At 64.6% G+C, this 19,231-nt stretch carries 14 protein-coding genes; 10 read left to right on the top strand and 4 right to left on the bottom strand.

Going from position 1 to position 19,231, the window contains the following annotated elements; all coding sequences use genetic code 11:
- Window positions 1-142: 142 nt before the first annotated feature.
- Window positions 143-2,134, top strand: a complete 1,992-nt coding sequence (locus ACVIHF_RS13135; protein ID WP_253608900.1) for a hypothetical protein — start codon at window positions 143-145, stop codon at window positions 2,132-2,134.
- Window positions 2,135-2,251: 117 nt separating this feature from the next.
- Here the strand turns inward: ACVIHF_RS13135 and aspS are convergent, their stop codons facing one another.
- Complete coding sequence (gene aspS, locus ACVIHF_RS13130; protein WP_253608901.1) at window positions 2,252-4,027, bottom strand: aspartate--tRNA ligase; 1,776 nt, start codon at window positions 4,025-4,027, stop codon at window positions 2,252-2,254.
- A gap of 200 nt (window positions 4,028-4,227) precedes the next feature.
- Between aspS and ACVIHF_RS13125 the strand changes: the two genes are divergently transcribed.
- Complete coding sequence (locus ACVIHF_RS13125) at window positions 4,228-5,700, top strand: protein adenylyltransferase SelO (protein WP_456780643.1); 1,473 nt, start codon at window positions 4,228-4,230, stop codon at window positions 5,698-5,700.
- 109 nt (window positions 5,701-5,809) lie between these two features.
- On the opposite strand, the gene ACVIHF_RS13120 is transcribed toward ACVIHF_RS13125, so the two are convergent.
- Entirely contained in the window at window positions 5,810-6,802 is a 993-nt protein-coding gene (locus tag ACVIHF_RS13120; protein ID WP_456792164.1) for a zinc-dependent alcohol dehydrogenase family protein, read from the bottom strand.
- A 101-nt stretch (window positions 6,803-6,903) separates the two neighbouring features.
- On the opposite strand from ACVIHF_RS13120, the gene ACVIHF_RS13115 reads away from it, so the two are divergent.
- The 7 genes from ACVIHF_RS13115 to ACVIHF_RS13085 all read left to right on the top strand — a co-directional run bounded on the left by ACVIHF_RS13115 (window position 6,904) and on the right by ACVIHF_RS13085 (window position 12,240).
- Window positions 6,904-7,803, top strand: coding sequence for a LysR family transcriptional regulator (locus ACVIHF_RS13115; protein ID WP_456780645.1), 900 nt, complete (start codon window positions 6,904-6,906; stop codon window positions 7,801-7,803).
- 116 nt (window positions 7,804-7,919) lie between these two features.
- Entirely contained in the window at window positions 7,920-8,123 is a 204-nt protein-coding gene (locus tag ACVIHF_RS13110; RefSeq protein ID WP_076832011.1) for a hypothetical protein, read from the top strand.
- Between the two features lie 36 nt (window positions 8,124-8,159).
- Window positions 8,160-8,372, top strand: a complete 213-nt coding sequence (locus tag ACVIHF_RS13105) for a DUF892 family protein (RefSeq protein ID WP_456792163.1) — start codon at window positions 8,160-8,162, stop codon at window positions 8,370-8,372.
- Entirely contained in the window at window positions 8,284-8,655 is a 372-nt protein-coding gene (locus ACVIHF_RS13100) for a YciE/YciF ferroxidase family protein (protein WP_456792162.1), read from the top strand. The genes ACVIHF_RS13105 and ACVIHF_RS13100 overlap by 89 nt, the downstream gene beginning before the upstream one ends.
- A gap of 279 nt (window positions 8,656-8,934) precedes the next feature.
- The gene (locus ACVIHF_RS13095; protein WP_456780646.1) at window positions 8,935-9,456 is read left to right on the top strand and encodes an OsmC family protein; all 522 of its coding nucleotides are present in this window, start codon (window positions 8,935-8,937) and stop codon (window positions 9,454-9,456) included.
- 335 nt (window positions 9,457-9,791) lie between these two features.
- Complete coding sequence (gene chrA, locus ACVIHF_RS13090) at window positions 9,792-11,015, top strand: chromate efflux transporter (protein ID WP_456780647.1); 1,224 nt, start codon at window positions 9,792-9,794, stop codon at window positions 11,013-11,015.
- A gap of 70 nt (window positions 11,016-11,085) precedes the next feature.
- Entirely contained in the window at window positions 11,086-12,240 is a 1,155-nt protein-coding gene (locus ACVIHF_RS13085) for an acyltransferase family protein (protein ID WP_456780648.1), read from the top strand.
- Between the two features lie 151 nt (window positions 12,241-12,391).
- On the opposite strand, the gene ACVIHF_RS13080 is transcribed toward ACVIHF_RS13085, so the two are convergent.
- Both ACVIHF_RS13080 and ACVIHF_RS13075 read right to left on the bottom strand, forming a co-directional pair.
- Window positions 12,392-15,859 carry an ATP-binding protein gene (locus ACVIHF_RS13080; protein WP_456780649.1) on the bottom strand — a complete coding sequence of 1,156 codons (3,468 nt, stop codon included), beginning with the start codon at window positions 15,857-15,859 and terminating at the stop codon, window positions 12,392-12,394.
- Window positions 15,860-16,491: 632 nt separating this feature from the next.
- The gene (locus ACVIHF_RS13075; protein WP_456780650.1) at window positions 16,492-16,962 is read right to left on the bottom strand and encodes a hypothetical protein; all 471 of its coding nucleotides are present in this window, start codon (window positions 16,960-16,962) and stop codon (window positions 16,492-16,494) included.
- A 761-nt stretch (window positions 16,963-17,723) separates the two neighbouring features.
- Between ACVIHF_RS13075 and rnd the strand changes: the two genes are divergently transcribed.
- A complete protein-coding gene (rnd, locus tag ACVIHF_RS13070) occupies window positions 17,724-18,872 on the top strand; it encodes a ribonuclease D (RefSeq protein WP_456780651.1) in 1,149 nt (382 codons plus the stop codon).
- Window positions 18,873-19,231 lie beyond the last annotated feature (359 nt).

Here is a 19,231-nt window from a genome sequence, read left to right as displayed (position 1 = left end):
GCATGTCCAACCACTTGGATGCAACATCCGATAATGTCCCCGTCAACAGGCCCGGGCCGGCCGTTCATCGACGCCTGCCCCTCCCCGCGCCTTTCGGCCGGGATTGGCAATTTTTTTCCCTTGATGATCCGGAGTTGACCGAATGAAGAAAATTCTGCTCGGCCTGATCGCCGTGGTTGTGATCGCGGCCGCCGGCTTCTTCGGTTTCGACTTTTACGCCCAGCGCCGGGTCACGCGCGACGTCGAGGCCGCCTTCGAGCAGGTCCGTGCCACTGGCGCCAAGGCGAGCCACGGCAAGATCACGTTCGACGTCAAGAGCCGCACCCTGACGATCGCCGACGTCGCCACCGAGTCGGGGACGCAATCCCCGGTCAGCGTCAAGATTGCCAGTCTCACGATGACCGGCCTCGGTCAAACCGACGCGGCACGGGTCTCCGCCGGCAATGTCGAGTTCAGCGATGTCGAGATCGGCGTGGCAGGACCTACCCCGACGATCACCTCACTGACCTACAAGGCGCCGCGGATCACTGTGAAGGATTTTTCCGGCCCCGCCAGCCTGCCCCAGCTTCCGGCGTCGTCGTCGATCTTCGAGCTGTACCGGTCCGCGTTCGGACTGCTCGCGAGCATCAACGCATCATCGGTCGCTGCGCCTAGCCTGACCGGAACGATGACCTTCAGCGCCGCCGCAAAAGCCGGCGACGGCGCCGGCGGCGAATTCGCCTATTCGGGCATCGCCATCGAAAACATGAAGGACGGAAAAATCGCGTCCAGCAAAACCGACAAGGTTGTGTTCACGATCAACCAGCAGGCGGCCGGCAAGCCGATCAAAATGACCGGCGAGCTCGCCAACATCGCCGCGACCGATATCGACGTCGGCGCGATGGCGGCGATGTTCGATCCAGGCAAGGCCAACGATGACAGGGAGTACCGGGTCCAGGGACACGTTTCGGCCGGTCCTTATGTCATCACCGCTGCGCCCGGCGTGAACATGCGGATCGGGGGCGTGACCGTCGACGACACCAGGATCAATCCGTCACGGATGCAGCTGCCGGCACTGCTGGCAATGATCCCGCCGCAAGGGAGCCCACCGCCGTCTGCCGTCCAGGCGCGCGAACTGCTGGACAAGGTCGCCGGCCTCTATTCGGGCATCGGAATTGCAAATGCTGAAATGCATGGGCTCTCGCTCGAGACGCCGCAGGGCCCGCTCAAGCTCGCCTCGGTGCGGTTCAACTTCGAACACGGCAAGATCGGCGAGCTTGCGGTCGAGGGACTCGATACCCGTGCGCCGAATGGTCCCATCAAGGTCGGACGCTTCGCGCTGAAGTCGCTCGACGTCGCCAACTTCATGCGGCTGTCGGCACAATTCGCTGCGCAGAAGCCGTCGGCCGAACAGGCGCTGGCGCTATTCCCGCTGATCGAAGGCGTCGAGATCAAGGGCGTCGCGTCGCCCTACAAGGCCACCGGCAAGCCGGTCAACATCGACGTCTTCAGTCTCGACTGGGGTCAGTTCGTCGGATCGATCCCGAGCAAGCTGCGGCTGACCGCCAAGCTGGCGGCGCCGCTCGATGCGGCCGATCCGCGGCAGCAACCGCTCGTCGCTGCCGGGATCGACCGGATGGCCGTCGATGCCGATCTCGGCGCCGTTTGGACCGAGACCTCGCGCGCGTTCGCACTCGAGCCGGTCAAGCTCGACATGGCGGGCGTGCTGAGCGCGTCGGCGAAGGTCACGCTCGGCAACGTGCCGCGCGAGGCATTCTCGACCAGCGCCGCGGAAGCGATGGGCGCTGCCGCGCAGATCGAAGCCGGCACGATCCAGCTCACGGTCCACGACCTCGGCGTCATCGATCTCGCGGTCGCTCAATTTGCGCGCACCCGGAACATCAGCCGCGACGAGGCGCGCAAGGTCATCCTCGACGCCATCAAGGCGCAGGGCGGCGAGATCGGCGGGAGCAATCCCGACGCCACCGCGCTCGTCACCGCGATCGGCCAGTTCATCGAGACGCCGGGACAGACGCTGGTCATCAAGCTCACTCCGCGCGCGAAGGCGCCGGCGCTTCAGCTGATGCAGCTCCTCAAGACCGATCCGCAATCGGCGCTGGCGCAGTTCCGGATCGAGGCCTCGACGGGGTTGTGATTCTCCCGCCCGTAGCCCGGATGGAGCGAAGCACAATCCGGGAACAGCGTCGCCGCAGGAGGGACCGCCCCGGATTTCGCTTTCGCTCCATCCGGGCTACGCACCTCTCCTGCCCGCCTAACCCTTCGCCGGCAGGTTGGTGCGGATGTGCAGCTCCTTGAGCTGCTTCGGGGTTGCTTCCGACGGCGCGCCCATCAGCAGGTCCATGGCCTGCTGGTTCATCGGGAACAGCGAGATCTCGCGCAGATTGTTGGTGCCGCAGAGCAGCATCACGATACGGTCGAGGCCGGCCGCCATGCCGCCGTGCGGCGGGGCGCCATACTGGAACGCACGGTACATGCCGCCGAAGCGGTCGATGACCTCCTGCTCGCCATAGCCTGCGATCTCGAACGCCTTCACCATCGCTTCCGGCTTGTGGTTGCGGATGCCGCCGGAGGCGATCTCGTAGCCGTTGCAGGCGATGTCGTACTGGAACGCCTTGATGGTCAGCGGGTCCTGCGACTTCAGCGCGTCGAGGCCGCCCTGCGGCATCGAGAACGGGTTGTGCGAGAAGTCGACCTTCTTGTTCTCCTCGTCATACTCGTACATCGGGAAGTCGACAATCCAGGCGAGCTCGAACCGGTCCTTGTCGATCAGGTTCAATTCCTCGCCGAGCTTGGTGCGCGCGAGACCCGCAAACTTCCAGAATTTCTCGGGATCGCCGGCGACGAAGAACGCCGCATCGCCTTCCTTGAGGCCGAGCTGGTCGCGGATCGCAGCGGTGCGCTCGGGGCCGATGTTGTTCGCCAGGGGACCTGCGCCCTCGCCGCCCTCGCGCCACATGATGTAGCCGAGGCCGGGCTGGCCTTCGCCCTGCGCCCACGAGTTCATGCGATCGCAGAACGCGCGGCTGCCGCCGCCGGTGCCCGGGATCGCCCAGACCTGGTTCTTCGGGTCTTCGAGCATGCGCGCGAACACCTTGAAGCCGGAGCCGCGGAAGTGCTCGGAGACTTCCTGCATCACGATCTTGTTGCGCAAATCGGGCTTGTCGGAGCCGTATTTGCGCACGGCCTCCGCGAACGGAATCCGCGGCCAGTTCTTCGTCACCGGCTTGCCCTTGGCAAAGTCCTCGAACACGCCGGTGATCACAGGCTCCATCGCCGCGAACACGTCGTCCTGGGTGACAAAGCTCATCTCGACGTCGAGCTGATAGAACTCGCCCGGCAGACGGTCGGCGCGCGGGTCCTCGTCGCGGAAGCACGGCGCGATCTGGAAGTAGCGGTCGAAGCCCGACATCATCAACAGCTGCTTGTACTGCTGCGGCGCCTGCGGCAGCGCGTAGAACTTGCCGGGATGGATGCGCGACGGCACCAGGAAGTCGCGCGCGCCTTCCGGCGAGGACGCCGTCAGGATCGGGGTCTGGAATTCGAAGAAGCCCTGCTCCTTCATCCGCTTGCGCATGGAATCGACCACCGCGCCACGGGTCATGATGTTCTGGTGCAGCTTCTCGCGACGCAGGTCGAGGAAGCGGTATTTCAGCCTGATATCTTCAGGATATTCCTGCTCGCCGAACACCGGCAGCGGCAGCTCGGCCGCCGGGCCCAGCACCTCGATCTCCTTGATGTAGATCTCGACCATGCCGGTCGGCAGTTCGGGGTTGTCGGTGCCGGCGGGACGGCGGCGCACCTTGCCGTCGATCCGCACCACCCATTCGGAGCGGAACTTCTCGACCTCGGCGAACGCCGGCGAGTCCGGATCGGCCACGCATTGGGTGATGCCGTAATGGTCGCGCAGATCGACGAACAGCACGCCGCCATGGTCGCGGACCCGGTGAACCCAACCCGAAAGCCGGACCGTCTGGTCGATATCGCCCTCTCGGAGCGCGCCGCATGTGTGTGACCGGTAGCGATGCATAGTCGTTCCAAAAACTGATGTCGGAGGAGAATCGCGATAGGAAACTTCCTATCCGAAGGCGCTGGGTTTACCCGAGCCCGCTCGGGGCGGCAACCAAGGGAACGCCCGCTTTTGGCCCGAAACTGCAGATTTTGCTGCGATCCGGCGCCAGATGGGCGCCAATCGTTTGCCTATTCGGCCCGCAGGCCTATCTTCGGGATATGACCATTCATTTCCCGTTCCAAAACACCTATTCGGCGCTGCCGGCGAACTTTTTCGCCCGCGTCGCGCCGACCCCGGTGGCCGCCCCCCGCCTGATCAAGCTGAACCGGCCGCTCGCGGTCCAGCTCAGGCTGGACCCGGACCTGCTGTCGGCGCCGGAAGGCGCCGAAATCCTTGCCGGAAAGCGGCTGCCTGACGGCGCCGACCCGATTGCCATGGCCTATGCCGGCCATCAATTCGGGCACTTTGTTCCCCAGCTCGGCGACGGCCGCGCCATCCTGCTCGGCGAGGTCATCGACAAGGACGGCGTCCGCCGCGACATCCAGCTCAAGGGATCCGGCCCGACCCCGTTCTCCCGCCGCGGCGACGGCCGCGCCGCGCTCGGTCCGGTCTTGCGCGAATACATCGTCAGCGAGGCGATGTTCGCTTTAGGCATCCCAACCACCCGCTCGCTCGCCGCCGTCGTCACCGGCGAGCCCGTGATGCGCGAGACCGCGCTGCCCGGCGCGGTGCTGACCCGCGTCGCCGCGAGCCACATCCGCGTCGGCACCTTCCAGTTCTTCGCCGCCCGCGGCGACACCGACGGCGTGCGCGCGCTCGCCGACCATGTCATCGCCAGGCACTATCCCGAGCTGACGGACTCCGCCCAGCCCTATCACGCGCTGCTCGCCGGCGTCGTGGCGCGGCAGGCCGCGCTGGTCGCGCGCTGGCTCCTGGTCGGCTTCATCCACGGCGTGATGAACACCGACAACACCTCGATCTCGGGCGAAACCATCGATTACGGTCCCTGTGCCTTCCTTGATGCCTACAACCCGGCGCAGGTGTTCTCATCGATCGACGAGATGGGCCGCTACGCCTATGCCAACCAGCCGCGCATCGCGTTGTGGAATCTGACCCGGCTCGCCGAATGCCTGCTGCCGCTGTTCGCGGACGAGCAGGAGAAGGCCATCGAACAGGCGCAAGTGATCCTCGGCGAATTCCCCGAAAAGTTCACCACAGCCTACAATACCGGCCTGCGCGCCAAGGTCGGCCTGTTCACCGTGCGCGACGGTGACGAGGCGCTGATCCAGGACCTGCTCGACGCGATGGCCAAGAACGCGGCCGACTTCACGCTGACCTTCCGCCATCTCGGCGAGGCCGCAAGCGATGACGCCGCCGACGTCCGCGCGCAGTTCACCGATCCCGCGGCGTTCGACGAATGGGCCGCCCGCTGGCGCACCCGCCTCGCGCTGGAGCCGCAAACGCCGGCCGATCGCAAGGCCGCGATGGGTGCCGTTAATCCGGCCTTCATCCCGCGCAACCACCGGATCGAGGCGGTGATTGCGGCTGCGGTGAACTTGGATGACTACACGCCGTTCGAGGAATTGCTGACGGTGCTGGCAAAACCCTATGAGGACGAGCCGCAGTTCGCGGCCTACGCCGATCCGCCGCTCCCCGAGCAGCGCGTGACGCAGACGTTCTGCGGGACGTGAGGTCTTTCCGCCGTCATTGCGAGGAGCGCAGCGACGAAGCAATCCATACCTCCGTGCATGCGAGCCGATGGATTGCTTCGCTTCGCTTGCAATGACGCTGGTGCGACCCTCACACCGTCACCACGATCTTGCCGAACTGCGTGTTCGACTCCAGGTACCGGTGCGCCTCGACGATCTCCTCGAACGGAAACGTCCTGGCGATGATCGGCCTCAAGGTGCCATCGGCAAGCCCGTCGAGGATGAACGCCTTCGCCGCGGTAAGCCGCGCGGGATCGCGCACGATCTCGTGCACGAGGTAGCCGCGCAGGGTCAGGCTCTTGCCGAGCACGTTGGCGAGCGGAAACGGCGTCGGCTCAGGACTGAGTCCACCATATTCGATCAGGATGCCGCCGGGTGCCATCGCCGCCGTCAGCGGCACGAAGGCGGGGCCACCGACGGCATCGAGCACCACGCGCACGCCGTTCGGTCCCGCGATCTGCTCCAGCCTTGATTGCAGATCCTGCTCCGCCGACGCGATCACGTGCGCCGCGCCGGCCTCACGCAGCGCCTGCGCCTTGGCCGATGTCCTCGTCACCGCAATCGGGACCGCGCCGCCGATACGGTTGGCGCTCTGGATCGCCGCGAGCCCGACGCTGCTCGACGCCGCTGTGATGACGACGAACTCGCCTCGCCCGAGCCCTGCAAGATCGACCAGCGCACCGAACGCGGTGAGATACTGCATCCACACCGCAGCGGCCGTTTCAAAACCGAGCGCGGGCGGATGCTTGACGACAAGCTCCGCCGGAAAGGTCGCGAGCTCGGCATGGGCCGGCCAGCGCACCATCGAGACCGGCGGCACGATGCTCACGGGATCGCCCGGCGCAAATTCTTCGACGCCTTCGCCGATCGCCGCGACAATCCCGGCGGCTTCCAGCCCGAGGCCGGACGGCAGCGTCGCGGTCTCGATATAGCTGCCCCGGCGCAGCGAGGCCTCGGCGCGGTTGAGCCCGAGCGCCTTGACTCGGATCTGAACCTCGCGGGGCGCCGGCGGCGCAACCGCGATCTCCTCGATACGCAGCACCTCGGGACCGCCATGCTGGTGAAAGCGGACGACGCGGGCCATGGGCGAACTCCAAAACAATTGAATGGAATGCCGCTATGCCCGGCGGCGATCGCCGGATAAATCACCCGGTAGCTCCGACAATCGAAACCAGGAGTTTTGAATTGGATCGCCTCAGCAGCATGGCCGTCTTCGTCAGGGCGGTCGATCTCGGCTCGTTCGCGGCCGCCGCCGATGCCCTCGAGATGTCGGCCCCGATGGTCGGCAAGCATGTGCGCTTCCTCGAACAACGGCTCGGCGTCCGCCTGCTCCATCGCACCACGCGGCGGCAGAGCCTGACCGATTCAGGGCAAGCCTATTACGAGCGCTGCCGCATCGTGCTCGGCGAGGCCGAGGCCGCCGACGCGCTCGCCTCCGATCAATCGTCGCAGCCGCGCGGGCGGCTGCGGGTGACGATGCCGGCGCTGCTCGGCCGCTACTGCATCGTCCCCACGCTGCTGAAGCTCGCGCAGAAATATCCGGCGCTCGAGCTCGATCTCGCGTTCGGCGATCCGATCGCCGATCTGATGGAGGGCGGTCACGACCTTGCGATCAGGACCGGCGAGCTTAACGAGCAATCCGGCGTGATCGCGCGGCGCATCGCGCGCCAGCGCATGGTGGTGTGCGGCTCGCGCGCCTATCTGAAGGCCCATGGCAGGCCGCGCACGCTCGACGAGCTCGGCCGGCACCAGGCGATCGTCTACCGCCGCTCGGGCCGCGTTCGCCCCTGGCTGTTCCCGCGCGACGGTCTTGCGCCGCACGAGGTCTGGCCGGCCGGGCGGCTCAGGCTCGACGACCTCGAAGCCATCGCGGATGCCGCAGCGCGCGGCATGGGGCTGGCGTGGCTGCCCTCCTGGCTGGTGCGCGAACGCCTCGACACCGGCGCGCTGGTCCGCGTTCTCGGCGACAGCGGGGAATTTCCCTACGATTGCCACGCGCTGTGGCTGCCGACGCCGCGACTGCCACTCAAGATCCGCTTTGCGGTGGATGCGCTCGCGGCCGCGCTGCCGAAGCTCGTGGCGTAGCGCCGCGCCCCCGATTTGTTTGCAACGATTTCGCGCGCGCATCGTTGGCCGGTCAGCGCGGAACGTGCGGCCTCGTCCGATCCAGGTTCCGTGCCGCCTGTTGATGGAGCGCCAGCATGAACCAGCGCGATGACGACCTGAAAACCGCGATCGAGCGCAGCAACCCGAACGGCGTCGAGCCGCCCTTCTCCGAGGACGATCTGCAGCGCCGGCAACTCGGGCCGCGCGGCGTGCCCGGGCAACCGGACCCGGCGAAGATGACGCCGCAACGCGCCAAGAAGACGCCGGTCGATTCCGGTTCCGGCGGCCACACCGCCTGAACGCCGAAACAACGAAGAAACAAGAAAGGTTTCACGATGAGGATCACCAGCTTCAAGGACATGTATGTCGCCGAGCTTCAGGAACTCGCAAGCGTCGAGGATCAGCTCGCCGTGGCGCTAGCGCGGATGGCGGAGATCGCCTCGCATCCGTCGCTCAAGGATGCGTTCAGCCCGCCATCACCGCGAGACCATCGTGCAGGGCGAGCGGTTGAAGTCGCTGCTGCGGATGCACGGGGCCGATCCGCTTGAGCACACCGACCAGGCCATGCAGGCGCTGATCCACGAGACCGCCAAGATGGTTTCGCTGCTGCCCGACGACAATCTGCGCGATGCCGGCCTCGTCGCGTCGGCGCAGAAGCTCGAGCATTACGAGATCGCCGCCTATGGCAGCGCGGCCGCCCTCGCCGGTCAGCTCAATCTGCGCGACGACCAGCGGCTGCTGCACGACAGTCTCGACGAAGAGCGACACGTCGACACGCTGCTGACGGCGCTCGCCAAGGGCGAGATCAACCAGGACGCCCTCGCCGCGTGACACGGCAGGATGGGTAGCCCGTAGGATGGGTAGAGCGCAGCGAAACCCATCAGCTCATCTCGCGAGCGGCACCACTATGGGTTTCGCGGAGTTCTATCATCGGGCCGCGCCTTGCGCGGCCCCGTTGGCTCTACTCATCCTACGCATCTACGCGCGCGGGAAAAATGCTGCTGCAAATTTCGCGCTTCGCGGGGCTGGTGTCGTTTTTATCTCGCGACTATTGCCCTGCATGAGCCATTCGATCAGCCTCTCATGATCGATGCCGTGGGGAAGACGAACATGAGCTTCAGGTTCAAGCAGGTTTTCGCAGACACCCAACAGGAGCTCGGCGCCGATCCGGCGCAGGCGCAGGCCGTGTTCCAGGCGACTTCGCAACTCGGCGACGGCATCAACAGCAGCGTCACGGTCCGGCAATTCAACGTCAGCGTCGACGAGCCGCCGGCGCTGGGCGGCAAGGACACCGCACCGAACCCTGTCGAGTACATTCTCGCCGCGCTCGGCTCATGCCAGGAGATCACCTATCGGCTCTATGCCGACGCGATCGGCATTCCTCTCAACGGCGTCTCCGTCAAGCTGTCGGGCGCCATAGATCTGCGTGGCTTCTTCAGCGTCGATCCAAACGTGCGAGCCGGTTTCCGGCAGATCGAGGCCGAGGTCGCCATCGACAGCCCGGCCTCCGCGGCCGACATCGCCCGGCTGAAGGAAACCGTCGACCGTCATTGCCCCGTGCTGGACATCCTGCGCAACCCGACGCCGGTGGATCTGAAGCTGCGCACCGGACCGCTCAGCGTAGCCGCCTAGCTTCGCGATGTGAGCGTTAACTCACTCTCCACCATGCGCCGAGGCCGGCAGCGGTAACCATAAGGCTTAACAGCGCGTCAACGCTCCCCCAACAAGTCTAACTGTTTCTGATGGGGGAGAATGGCCCGTGGACGCATTTGCATTCGAATTTATGGGATTGGCGATGATCGCGCTCTGTCTCGTCGTGCTGGCGATGCCCGCCGCGCGCCGGCCGTCGAAGAACATCCGCTACGAGTGAGAGCCGCGAGAAATAACGCGCTCAAACGTCATCGAATGGCGATATACTCGCGCTGACAAGTCCTGACCTGGACACAAGTTGCGGGAATTGACGACGCTTGAACAACACCGACGTCCCGCAGCCCGGCACACCGCCCGCCACCGCGAGCTCGACGCATTCGCCGCTGGAGGTGCTGCTCATCTTCTTCAAGCTCGGCGTCAGCTGCTTCGGCGGCCCGATCGCCCATATCGGCTATTTCCGCGACGAGTTCGTCACCCGCAGGCGCTGGCTTGACGAACAGGCCTATGCGGATCTGGTCGCGCTCTGCCAATTCCTGCCGGGCCCTGCGAGCAGCCAGGTCGGCTTTTCGCTCGGCCTGATGCGCGCCGGGTACCTGGGGGCGCTGGCCGCCTGGACCGGATTCACGCTGCCCTCGGCGATCGCGCTCGTGCTGTTTGCCTTCGGCGCCAGCGGATTGAGCGGCCCTGCGGGTAGCGGCCTGGTGCATGGCCTCAAGCTGGTTGCGGTGGCGATCGTCGCCCAGGCCGTCTGGGGCATGGCGCGCTCGCTTTGCCCCGATCGCGAACGCGCCTCGATCGCGACGGTCGCAGCACTCGTCATCCTCGCCAGTTCGTCGTCGATCGCGCAGATCGGCGCGATCATTCTCGGCGCTGTCGCCGGGCTTTGGTTCTGCCAGGCGCAACAGGCCAACGGGGTCACCCATATCGCGATGCCGGTATCGCGCCGCGTTGGCGTCGCAGCGCTGATCCTGTTCGTCGCGCTGTTGGTCGGACTGCCGCTGCTGTCGCGGACATGGCCCGGCCTCGGCCTGTTCGAGGCCTTCTACCGCTCGGGCGCGCTGGTGTTCGGCGGCGGCCACGTCGTGTTGCCGCTGCTGCGCGAAGCCGTGGTGACGCCGGGCTGGATCGGCGACGATGCGTTCCTGACGGGCTACGGCGCCGCGCAGGCGGTGCCGGGTCCGCTGTTCACCTTTGCCGCCTATCTCGGCGCCGTGATCGGCGGCCTTCCGGGCGCGATCGTCGGCCTCGTCGGCATCTTCCTGCCGGGACTTCTCGTGCTGCTCGCGGCGCTGCCGTTCTGGGATAGCTTTCGCAAACGGCCGGCGGCGCAGGCCATGATGCGCGGCGTCAACGCCGCCGTCGTCGGCCTTCTGGGGGCCGCGCTCTACAATCCGGTGTGGACCAGCAGCGTCCACCGTCCGCTCGATTTCGGCATCGCGCTGGCCGGCTTCGTCCTGCTCACGGCATGGCGCGCGCCGCCGCTCGTGGTGGTCGTGCTCAGCGCGGCTGGCGGCATCGCCACGGGGCTCCTGCAATCGTGAACGACCGCGCGGTCGTTTCGCCGGGTGGATTAAGAACGCCTTCATGCCTCGCCGCCACGATAGCGGATATATGCCGAGCGCTTCTAAACAACCGGATCCGACCCGGGTTCCCGTGCTGGACCTGCTGCGGCTTGCCGCGGTCGGGGCCGTGATCCTGTATCACTACGGCTTCTGGGGCGTGGCATCGAACGGCGTGCAAAAGGTGGCAATGCCGTACCTCGCCCCGGTCGCGCAATACGGCTTCCTCGGCGTCCCCGTGTTCTTCGCGATCTCCGGCTTCGTCATCGCCTATTCCGCCGAAGGCCGCACGCCGGTCGGTTTCGCGATCGCCCGCTTCAGCCGGATCTATCCGACCTTCGTCATCTGCATGACGCTGACCTTCCTCGCGACGCTGCTGTTGGGCCACGCGTACTTCCACGTGACGTGGGGGCAATGGCTGACAAACCTGTTCATCGCGGCCCCGATGCTCGGTCAGCCCTACATGGACGACGCCTACTGGTCGCTGGTGATCGAGGTCGTGTTCTACGTCTGGATCGCGCTGTTCCTGACCTGGGGCATCTTTCCGCGGCGCATCGACACGATCATCGTGGCGTGGATCGCAATCACCTTCGCCAACGAGCTGACCCTCGACGTTCCGCTGTTCGAGAAGCTGTTCATGGCCGACGACAGCGGCTTCTTCGCCGTCGGGCTCCTGATCTATGAGCATTACCGCGGACGGCGCGACACCAGGCTCTACAGCCTGCTGACGCTGGCGATCGGCACGGCGACGTTCCAGGCCGTGCACAAGCTGGAGCGGCTCGGCGTCCACACCCATGGCAGCTTCGATCCCCGCGTCGTGACGGTGATCTGCATCGTATCGCTCGGCATCGTGTTCGCCGCCACTCGCATCAAGTCGGTAGCCCTGCCTGCAGGCCTCGTCAGGGCCGTCGGCGGCATCACCTATCCGCTCTATCTGCTGCATCTGCAGCTCGGCTACGTCATCCTGCTCCTGATCACGCCAACGCCGGACGCGCTGTCGACCGCGCTGGTCGTGACGGGCATGGTGGTGCTGGCATGGCTCGTCTGGCGCTTCCTCGAAGGCCCCGCGCATTATCTCGTCAGGGACAGGCTGACGACGCTGGCCTCGCGGCACGGATGGCCGTCACGCATTCGCGCGAACGAAGCCCGGATCGAACGGGACGACGTTGCCTCGCCAATCGAGGCCAGCAGCATCGCCAACCGCTGATCAATCCGGCGCAAACCGCCGGAACAGCATCCACCCAACGTTGCCGCCCTAGCGAACCTTGGGCCGAAGCGAACACCATCATTCATCTGCGATGCGTGGTGACGACGATCAGGCGTAAGGGGGCGGATGGCGCCGGGGGGCCTCGCTATCCTCAGACCCGCCCGCTCCATTCATGATCTCCGGGCATTTCCATTGCCAGTTCATTCGCAAGCTCGAGCGCTTCCTTGACGTCAGGCGCAAGCAGACCTTCCGTGAATGTTCGGACAACGGGTAGCAGCAGCTCGGCTGCTCGCGCCTGTTTGCCGGAATGTCGCCATAAGCGCGCCAGGCTGACAGCTGACCGTAATTCAAAGGACCGCGCGCTTTGCCTGCGCGCCAGCTCGATCGAGGCGAGGAACATTCGCTCGGCGGATTCAACGGACGATGATCTCGAATCATTGAGCGTCATCTCACCTTGCAGACGATAGATCTCAGCTTCGTAAAAATGCTCTCCCGTTCTTCTCCCGATCGCCAGTGCGCTGTCGAGTTCGTGCAAGGCAGCATCCGGCAAGCCGGCACTTGCATAAGCCTTCGCGAGCAGGCTTCTGAACCAGCAACTGGCTAGCCGGGCGCTCATGCCCTCATAGCCGTCGATAGCCATTCGCATCTGGTTCAATCCCTCATCGACATTCCCGAGCTCGGTCATCGCCCATCCTCGCAGGATGGTCGTCTGATGCTTCCAATGCAGGAAGCCGTGTTCCGATGAGAGAGCCAGTGCCCTGTTGGTGTAGTCGTGGGTCCCTTCGACATCGCGGAGATGCTGGCAAACGTAAGCGCCGAATGTCAGCGCAAATGACAGCGTGAAGGGGTGGCGAAGGTCTTCCGCTTCCGAAATAGCCTGCTGGCTATATCGGCGCGCCGCGTCAGGACGGCCCAGAAACCACGACACGTACCCGAGATACGAGAGCGAGACGATGCCAGGATGGATGCCATGCGTTGCCGTCAGGGCGCCGTGTAGATCAGGACTGTACAGATTCCTGAAGCGATGAAGGTGATGTTCGGCGGCGACAAACCGCCCGCGGTACAGCATGGTCATCGCGATCGCCCGATGCGCCTCGATCAGATATCCCGTCTGTTGCGTCGCGGACGAACTTTGGTTCGATGCCTCGCGCCTTGCGAACTGCAGGAGCTCCGCGCTCAGCTCATGCGCCCGTGCGAGATCGCCGCGGATGAAGTGGCACACCCAAAGTCCGCGCGTCGCCGCAAAGACCTTCGCCATGTTGCCAAGATTCCGGCCGAGTTCGAGCGCGCGAACATAGTTCTCCTCGACTTCCTGCACGGCGTATCCCTTTGCCGCGATCAGGGCGGTACCCAGGGCGATGCGAAGCTCAAGCTCGGACTCGTTTCGGCCCTGCATGCCGGGTGAGGCTTGCAGAACCCCGAGCCCACGACGCAAATGACCGATCGCCTCCAGAGTCGCACCCTTCATCGCGGCCTGCTTTCCGGCCTTGAGCCAGAAACCCGCAGCCGGCTCGCTTTGTCCAGACTCGGTCAGGTGGTAGGCGAGAAGCTCCGGTTCGCGCTCGATCTTTTCCGGATATTTTTCGGCCAGCACGCGTCCGATCTTGGCGTGCAGCGTCCGTCTTTCCCTGTGCAACAAGCTTTCATGCGCCGCATTCTGGATCATCACGTGCTTGAACGAGTACAGCGCCTCCGGCAGAAAGCCGAAGCGGACGATCAATCCGGCTGCCTCCAGATGGTTCAGGGCGGCTTCGATCTGGTCCGCCGGCGCTTCGGCAACCTCGCGAAGGATCTCATAAGAAAACTCGCGGCCGATGGTGGCGCCGATCTGCGCGATTTTCTTGAACGATCCCATCCGGTCGAGGCGGGCCATCAGGGAATCGTTCAATGTCGCGGGAATAGCGAGCTGACGCCACGGACCGGACAAGACGTAACGTCCATGTTGCTCAGTCAAGACGTCGGATTCGAGAACGGCCTTGGTCAGCTCTTCAAGGAAGAGCGGCACGCCATCGGTTTTGACGATGATGTCCTCAATCACCTCTCGGGGAAGCTCCTTTTCTCCAGCCACACGTTCGACCAATATCGTGCGGACCTGTCGGCCGAGACGCTTGAGGTTCGCACTGATGGTGTGCGCGTGATCCTTCCAGCCCGGCTGAAACTCCGGACGACAGGTGATCACGACAAGGATCGACGTGGTGCGAACGTTCTCCACCAGCAGATCGAGCACGGCCCGCGAGGTGGGATCGATCCAATGTGCGTCCTCAAAATCGATCAGGAGCGTCTGCTCGCGCGCTTGCGCGAGCAGATGGTTGACGAGCGTGGCGATCGTCGCATCCTTCAGCTGTTGCGGCGAGAGATCCAGGGCCGCGTAGCGGTCCCCGGTGGGAATTGAAAGCAACGCCGCAAGGATCGGCACCACTGTCGCCGCCTCGCCGTTCGAGGCGGCGACACCGGCTTCAAGCTTTGTCAGCCAAAGCGCAGACGCGTTCTCGCCGTCAAGGCCGAGCGCGAATTTGAGATGCTCGATGAAGGGGTGAAAAGCGGTGCTGCTGTAATAGGGAGAGCACTGGAACGAAACTTGTCCGTGCTGATCACCCGCGATCCGCTCCCGCAATTCCTGAACGATCCTGGACTTTCCGATTCCCGGCTCGCCCGTCAGCAGCACGACCTGCCCCTCATCGGCTTTCGCTTGCTGCCAACGCGTGAGCAGCAACGCCACCTCTTCGGTGCGGTTGACCAGCGGCGTCAATCTGGAGCCCATGGCCGCGGCAAATCGCGTCTCGGCGCGGCAGGGCCGAACCACGAGCCAGGCCTGGGCCTTCGCGGATATCCCCTTCAGCGCGTGAAATCCGAAGTCCTGGTAGTCGAACTTTCCTCTCAGCAGGGATTGCGTCGAAGACGCAATGACGACGCCGTCCGGAGGCGCCAAGGCCTGCAGACGGGCAGCCAGATTTGGCGTCTCGCCGACTGCGGAATCGTGCTCCTCAGTGTCCTGTCCAACCAGGTCTCCGACGACAACAAGGCCGGTCGCAATCCCGATGCGCACACTGGGCCCATGACTTGCAACGTCGCGGGCGTCACTCGCTCTCGCCGACGACAGGCTCCGTACAATTTCGAGCGCCGCACGCACCGACCGCTCGGCGTCATCCTCATGGGCATTCGGATAGCCAAAATAGACCAGAATGCCGTCCCCGAGGTAGCGGGCCGCGAAGCCTTCGTACCGCTTGACCACGCTGACGCACTTTTCCCTGAAGCTCGCGATCATGTCGCGGACGTCTTCGGGATCGAACTGTTCGGACAGCGAGGTCGAACCAACCATGTCGCAGAACATCACGGTCAGCTGGCGCCGCTCGGCGCTCACCGCTGCGCCTTCCGCGACGCTCCTGCCGCCGGCGGGACCGTTTGCCGAACGGGTCAGGGAAGCAACCGCGCGCTGCAAGCGCTTGCGGTCTCCCAGCGGAAGTCCAAGTTCGACCAGATCCTGCTCGGTCAAATCGGGCAGGATGTCCAAACCGATGCGATGCAGGACAAAGAGGTCGCTGTACTGGCCGAGATCAACGGTTTCGAGCCAGTGCTTGAGAGCAGCCTCCATATCGGCGCTTGGCTGTTTCTCCGGCATTGTGATCCGTCCGACTGCGGGCCATTGGCGACAATGGGCCTCGTTCGACGATGCCAAGGGACCTGTTTACCCCAGACTGGACGCGTTCACAAAGTGCGAAAACAAGGAGCAGACCGATCGAAGACGCACTCTGCCCTCGGTCGCTCAGATATTCGAGATAGCGCACGCGCCGGTATTTTGGCCCTTCGCCGACTGCGATGGCGCTGTAGGCGAAACCAGAGTCGCCCCCTCGGGCGCCACCATCCGACCTCCGGCATGCTCGGCACTCGGCGCGACAAAGGCGCCCGGCGAACGATGGCGTGACGTACGAATTTGCGCGCGGAGCCATTCGATTTTGCGCGCTATGGCGGGCAGCCCCTGCCACTGAGTTGCCCGTCCTGGGTTATCCAGTCGTTGGCAACGCTGCTCAGCGCCGTGACCAGCGATTGCTCGCCAATCCGGCACAGAACACCGCATCAGCGCTGTTGGGGATGGTCTGCGCGAATCATCGGTCGACATCCGGCGAGGTTTGGGTCGTCGGCTCATCGCGATAGCGAAGCCGGCCATAGGCCCTCCGCATCACCATCGTCGTCTTCTCGACGGTTTGACGAGGGTACAGGGTTGCAGCCAGTTTGAGACAGAGATCGTCGAGATCATCCGCGCGCGTCGTCCGAGATAGCCGGCACGACGCTGCGGCACTGCGCGCGACCCAGCACGTAGATGACGGGATTTCTCGTTCGCCAGCACAAGCAGAATTCAGCCGGCGCCGCCGGGTGACCGAACTCCGCCGTCATAGCGGTATCGAACATCCGCTTGAAAGAGCCGCGACCACGATGCGTGTCTCTGACGGCGGTACCCGAGAGATAGATCACCGACGTGCCGGCAAGGGCGAGGCGCTGAATGATGAGGTAAGCCACGCATTCACCGCCGTGATGGAGCAGGACAATGCCGTGGTCGGGCTTGAACGGAGAGTGTTCGTGGGACCAGAACTTTTCCTCCGTCAGCCAATTCGTGTCGATGATGCTGTTGATGCTCTCGAGCACTGCATCGCGGCGTTGTTCTGGGACTTCAGAGGCGATTTGAAACAGCTCGCTGGTGACAGCCCCGGGCTGCGTCGCGATCACGATAGCGGCTCCTCGTTGGTCATCGACTTCAGGTTGCTTTGGCAGAGTACGGCACCCATGATCGGCCAGGCAAGCCGGCCCCCGAGAAAGCTCAGCATTCCGGTTGACCCAAATCGCCATCCCGACGGCGCAGGCTCCCGCAGCGGCGCGCCCCCACTACGACTGTCATCGTCCGCGAAAGCGGGCGATCCAGTACGCCGCGGCCTCTCGGTTCGAGCACAACTGTCTCTGGAATACTGGGCGGATTCAACCGGTCGAGCCGGGCGATCAAAGCTGCAAGTGGGGACGCAATGACGGCGCGGTGCGCCTCGTCACCATGACGGGTCGGTTGCAGAAGTCCGCAAATGTCACAGCCCCAAGCGTGGCGACGCATGACTTCGGAATAATGGAAAAATATCGCTGATTTGCCCGACGTGTCAAGTTGCCGTGTCGAACTTGCCGTGTCGAACACCGCTAGCTGTCGGCTCCTTTGCATGGGGTTGTTTTCGATATTTTGGTCGTGCGTCCCGGCGCCAGCGGGCTATCGCCTGTGGCGCTCAGCCCCCGTTCGTCATGCCCGGTCAAGCCGGGCGGTGACACCGAAGATGGCGGACGACCGACGAACTGCCGGCACGACCGGGCCGAAAACACCCTCGAATCACGCCCAATCAATTCAAAAACGGCCCGTCCCTCACCCCGCGCAGGGCCAAAATCCCTGCAAGACCCTTGACATAGCTGCCCTTTCGGCAGAACGCGTGTGGTCAAGCCGTTATGGACACTTCATGGATTTGATTAGCACGACCTCCGACCTCGCCGCCGCCTGCGACCGGCTCGCCAAACACAAGGTCATCACTGTCGACACCGAGTTCCTGCGGGAGACGACCTACTATCCGCTGCTCTGCGTCGTGCAGATGGCGAGCGCGGAAGAAGCGGTCGTGGTCGACGCGCTGGCACCCGGCATCGACCTCAAGCCGTTCTTCGACTTGATGTCGAACGAGGCCGTGCTCAAGGTTTTCCACGCCGCGCGGCAGGACATCGAAATCGTCTGGCACCTCTCCGGCACGATCCCGCATCCGATCTTCGACACCCAGGTCGCCGCCATGGTGCTCGGCTATGGCGACAGCATCGCCTATGACCAGCTCGTCGACCGCGTGACCGGCCACCGCCCCGACAAGACCCATCGCTTCACCGACTGGTCGCGCCGGCCGCTGACCGACGAGCAGCTCCACTACGCCGTCTCCGACGTGACCCATCTGCGCGAAGTGTTCGCAGCCCTCGATGCCGATCTGAAGAAGCGCGACCGTAGTGACTGGGTCAGCGAGGAGATGGAGGTCCTGACCTCGCCGAAGACCTACGACTTCCATCCCGAGCGCGCCTGGGAGCGGCTCAAGACCCGCGTCCGCAAGCCGCGCGAGCTCGCGGTGCTGATCGAGGTCGCGGCCTGGCGCGAGCAGGAGGCGCAGAGCCGCGACGTGCCGCGTTCACGCGTGCTCAAGGACGATGCGGTCGGCGATATCGCCACCCATGCGCCGACCTCGCTGGAGAAGCTCGGCAATCTGCGCTCGCTGCCGAAGGGCTTTGAGCGCTCGAAATGGGGCGCCGACATCATTGCTGCCGTGCAGCGCGGGCTCGCCCGCGACCAGGCCACGCTGCCCAAGCTGGAAAAGCCGAGAAACAATTCCAACGGTGCGGCGACCGTCGAACTATTGAAGGTGCTGCTGCGCATGACCTCGGAGCGGCACGGCGTCGCCAGCAAGGTGATCGCCACCGTCGACGACCTCGAGCAGATCGCTGCCAGCGATCAGGCCGAGGTCGGCGCCCTGCACGGCTGGCGCCGCGAACTGTTCGGCGAGGCCGCGCTCAAGCTCAAGCACGGCCAGCTCGCGCTCGCGATCGACAAGGGCCGCGTGGTGCGGGTGGACCGGGGTTAGCGCGCGCCGTTCGCCTGGTGCGCCCCAGGTTCCACCGGCAGTCGGCCAGTGGCCGAACAGGTTGCGCCGAAGCTTGACCGGCACAGGCTGAGGTTGCGTCACGCAAAACCACCGCGCTTGCTAAGGCGCAATTTTCGTGTTGCAATCCCCTCACAATCGGATTGCGGCCGTTCGACTGTGCGTTTCGCGACGTTGATATCCAAGGCTTCGATGTACAGGGCTTCGATAGGCGAAACTTCGGACTTGAAGACTTTGGATCTGACGACCCGGGAAGTGAACAGACAGCGCAAAGTCCGCTTGTGGCGTGGCACGTGGAAAACGTGGCCGCGTCTTTTTTATGTCTAAACTGGGAGAGAGAC

The sequence above is a fragment of the Bradyrhizobium sp. USDA 4506 genome, assembly GCF_054058795.1.
Note: the sequence above shows the minus strand (reverse complement) of the source record. Positions and strands in the feature narration are given on the sequence as shown.

Excerpts from the sequence above, each read along its gene's own strand:
- ACVIHF_RS13135 (WP_253608900.1), top strand. The coding sequence starts at position 143 with ATGAAGAAAATTCTGCTCGGCCTGATCGCCGTGGTTGTGATCGCGGCC.
- aspS (WP_253608901.1), bottom strand. The coding sequence starts at position 4,027 with ATGCATCGCTACCGGTCACACACATGCGGCGCGCTCCGAGAGGGCGAT.
- ACVIHF_RS13125 (WP_456780643.1), top strand. The coding sequence starts at position 4,228 with ATGACCATTCATTTCCCGTTCCAAAACACCTATTCGGCGCTGCCGGCG.
- ACVIHF_RS13120 (WP_456792164.1), bottom strand. The coding sequence starts at position 6,802 with ATGGCCCGCGTCGTCCGCTTTCACCAGCATGGCGGTCCCGAGGTGCTG.
- ACVIHF_RS13110 (WP_076832011.1), top strand. The coding sequence starts at position 7,920 with ATGAACCAGCGCGATGACGACCTGAAAACCGCGATCGAGCGCAGCAAC.
- ACVIHF_RS13105 (WP_456792163.1), top strand. The coding sequence starts at position 8,160 with ATGAGGATCACCAGCTTCAAGGACATGTATGTCGCCGAGCTTCAGGAA.
- ACVIHF_RS13100 (WP_456792162.1), top strand. The coding sequence starts at position 8,284 with ATGCGTTCAGCCCGCCATCACCGCGAGACCATCGTGCAGGGCGAGCGG.
- ACVIHF_RS13095 (WP_456780646.1), top strand. The coding sequence starts at position 8,935 with ATGAGCTTCAGGTTCAAGCAGGTTTTCGCAGACACCCAACAGGAGCTC.
- ACVIHF_RS13085 (WP_456780648.1), top strand. The coding sequence starts at position 11,086 with ATGCCGAGCGCTTCTAAACAACCGGATCCGACCCGGGTTCCCGTGCTG.
- ACVIHF_RS13080 (WP_456780649.1), bottom strand. The coding sequence starts at position 15,859 with ATGCCGGAGAAACAGCCAAGCGCCGATATGGAGGCTGCTCTCAAGCAC.
- rnd (WP_456780651.1), top strand. The coding sequence starts at position 17,724 with ATGGATTTGATTAGCACGACCTCCGACCTCGCCGCCGCCTGCGACCGG.